Annotated in this window: 2 protein-coding genes; both read left to right on the forward strand. The window is 55.5% G+C overall.

All coding sequences use genetic code 11. The features are described from left to right. Window positions 1-165: 165 nt before the first annotated feature. A complete protein-coding gene (gene purT / locus M5J06_RS07580; protein ID WP_101736087.1) occupies window positions 166-1,512 on the forward strand; it encodes a formate-dependent phosphoribosylglycinamide formyltransferase in 1,347 nt (448 codons plus the stop codon). A 571-nt stretch (window positions 1,513-2,083) separates the two neighbouring features. Further along, window positions 2,084-3,154: VaFE repeat-containing surface-anchored protein (locus M5J06_RS07585; protein ID WP_250224352.1), on the forward strand; the 1,071-nt coding region annotated here is incomplete at its 3' end.

The following is a 3,154-nucleotide window of genomic DNA, read 5'->3' on the forward strand; positions in this document are numbered from 1 at the left end:
CGCCGCACCCGGGTGGTGCGGCTACCGGAAGTATCACCCCGAGCGCCGCGAGCTGCTACCAGATACTCACTGAAGCGCTACCAGATAGTCACGACACTGCTACCAAATAGCCGGTCGCAACAGTCGCCAAGCAATGCAGCACCAGAAGTGTGCGATAATTCGAGAATGACTACCGTAGGCGACATCGCAGGCCACATCGGAACCCCTCTGACGGGAAACGCCACCAAGGTGCTTCTTTTGGGGGCGGGAGAGCTGGGCAAGCAGCTGGTAATTGCCTTTCAGAACTTAGGGCTAGAAGTCCACGCCGTGGACCGCTACGCAGGAGCACCCGCGCAGCAGCTCGCGCACTTTAGCTACATCGCAGACATCAGGGACCCGCACAAGGTGTGGGAGCTTACAGAGCGCATCAAACCGGACTATGTGGTCCCGGAAGTGGAGACCGTCGCGGTGGAGGCGCTGAAGCGTATCGAGGAATTCGGCACCACCGTCGTGCCGACGGCGCGGGCCTGTGAGCTAACACAGTGCCGCGAGAGCGTGCGTGAGGTGGCTGAGAGCATCGGCCTGCCCGTCACTGCCTATCGCTTTGCTGAGTCCGCTGAGGAGTTGCAAGCGGCGGTGGGGGAGTTGGGGCTGCCGTGCATCGTGAAGCCGGATATTACGACCTCCGGCAAGGGGCACGTCCTTCTTAAGGAAGAAGAGGACGTGGAGGAGGCCTGGGCCATGGTGCGCCGCGTGTCTTCGGAGTATAAGCGCGTGGTGGTGGAGCGCTTCGTTGACTTTGATTATGAGGTCACGCTGCTTGCTGTGCGTTCCATTGACCCGGCTACGGGCAAGATGGCGACGTGGTTCAGTGAGCCTATTGGCCACCGGCACGAGAACGGTGACTTGGTGGAGTCGTGGCAGCCGATGGCGATGAGTGAGGATGCCCTGGCGAACGCGCGCTCCGTTGCGGCGCGTATCTCCAACGAGTTGGGTGGGCGCGGCGTCTACGGCGTTGAGCTTTTTGTTGCGGGTGATGAGGTGTACTTCTCCTCCGTCTCACCGCGTCCTTTGGATACCGCCATGCTGACCGGATACACGCAGCGCTTCTCTGAATTTGAGCTGCACGTCCGCGCGATTTTGGGCTTCCCCATTGATGTGACGATGGTCAGCCCTGGTGCTGCGGTCATCCTGCACGCGGACGCCGAGCTTGACGACGTCTCCTTCTCCGGCCTCGACACCGCCCTATCCTATGAAGAGACCGACGTGCGCCTGTTTGGCAAGCCCTGGGCATACGCCGGCCGCCGCATGGGCATGGTGGCTACGACTGCCGAGGACGTTGAGACCGCCCGCGACAGGGCAGCGCTCGCAGCCGGAAAGATCACTGTGGGCCCGAATGCTGATAAAACCGTCCACGGCGACTCACAGCCCGTGGAGCCGACTGCCAATGCCGTCTCCGACATTGAGCTGATTGAGGTGCCGGAGCCGGTTGTCGACGTCGACCCGAAACTCATCCGCTCCACCGACGATTAAAGAAACTGTGACGTTATAAGTTAAGGGGGATGTGGTACCCCACGCCTTGACGGGGGGTGGGGTACTGGATGTGATTGAAGTGGCCGCGTGTTACGCACGGCCACTTCTGTGCATTTCTGGGGGCTACTTGTCGGCGGGCCAGAGTGATGCGCGCGAGCCATCTTCCGCCGAGGAATCTAGTTGGCGTAGTGCCGCCTTAAGGAAACGCTTATGCAAAAACTTAAGAAATCTTAAATGGAGAAATCTAAGAAAATCTGAGTTATGTGCCATGTCAACATTTAGGGGAACGTATTGGCGAAAAACGGCCTAAAGGTCGAGCGCACAGCACGTTTTACCTGCTGAATTATCGCTCGATGGGAATATAAGGAAAAGTTATGAAGCAATCAACTATCTTGCGGCTAGCTGTGAGTGATGATAGTATCCTGAGTGGACTATAAGAGTACGTGAGATTCTTAAGGAGAATCGCCGGTCAGGGTGTAAAAACCTACGTCCAGATTTCAGATTGTCTCAGCGGAAACTTACTGCTGTGCAAAGCAACTTGTAGACATTCACATCATTCGAAGAGGAAACGATGAGTAAATTAAGGAATATCTCCAGAGAGGGGTGGATGGTCCTTACTGCTGTTTTCACAGCAATAGCAGTGATTGCGGCCATGGTCACCGTTCCCTGGGTGAAGGCGGATGCGGCTGAGCCGACCGACTTCAAGCCGAATATGACTATGGGTGAAAAGACTGATGATCCCGTTACTGATACATCTTGGGGACCGCTGGTGTGGGCCGGAAAACCGGCTAGTACTTACTATCACAAAGGAAACAAGGCCAACAATGTAGGCTGGGCATGGTGTATCGATGCTACTGCTTCGATTCCGATGCAGAATAATAGTAAATATGATGCTTCAACTGCGGTAAAGGCTCCGATTCCCGAGGAGTTCCGGGATGCCGCTATCAATGTAGCTATGAAGCAGCAGGATGCCGTCAAGCGAAACGATAAGGCCGCTGCGCGAACCTACGCGGTATATCTGGCTGCGCTTCTTGGTTCTAATTCGCTTCACCGGAAGGTTGCAGCTCTGACCATTACCGGTGATGACTACAAATACAACGAACCATATGGGAATGAGTGGTATCCGTACTTCAAGAATGATGGCGGAAGTGCAGAAGAGTTTAAACAGCTTACTGGCTTCGAGATAAAGACCACAAGAAACAGTGATGGATTTGCTGTCGAATTTGTTCGTGATCCATCCGTGATGGTTCCAAAGGCTCCTGAGGGCGCTTACATCACCATTGTTGGACCTGATGGGAAGCCAGGGGGAGATCCCCACGGTCAGCGAGTTATGCCGCCGGATCAACCTGGTCTTCCAGACGATGAGTCTGTAGAGCCGTCGATCGGAACTCAGGCTAAGTTTGCTGAGGGTTCGACTCAGGTTGTTGCTGGGGCAAAGGTTGAGGACACGGTGACCTATGAGGGTCTGGTTCCGGGTAAGAAGTACACCCTTAACGCTGAGCTGATTTCCAAGAAAGATGGCAAGACCGTTCTGGGTGAGGGTGAGAAGACCTTTACTCCGGAGACCGCTAACGGTAAGACCGTTGTTGAGATCACTGTTGATGAGTCCGTCAAGGAGCCGGTTGAGGCTGCGGTTGCTTTT

Source organism: Corynebacterium intestinale (assembly GCF_023574125.1).
Taxonomy (GTDB): Bacteria; Actinomycetota; Actinomycetes; order Mycobacteriales; family Mycobacteriaceae; genus Corynebacterium; species Corynebacterium hesseae.

Excerpts from the sequence above, each read along its gene's own strand:
- purT (WP_101736087.1), top strand. The coding sequence starts at position 166 with ATGACTACCGTAGGCGACATCGCAGGCCACATCGGAACCCCTCTGACG.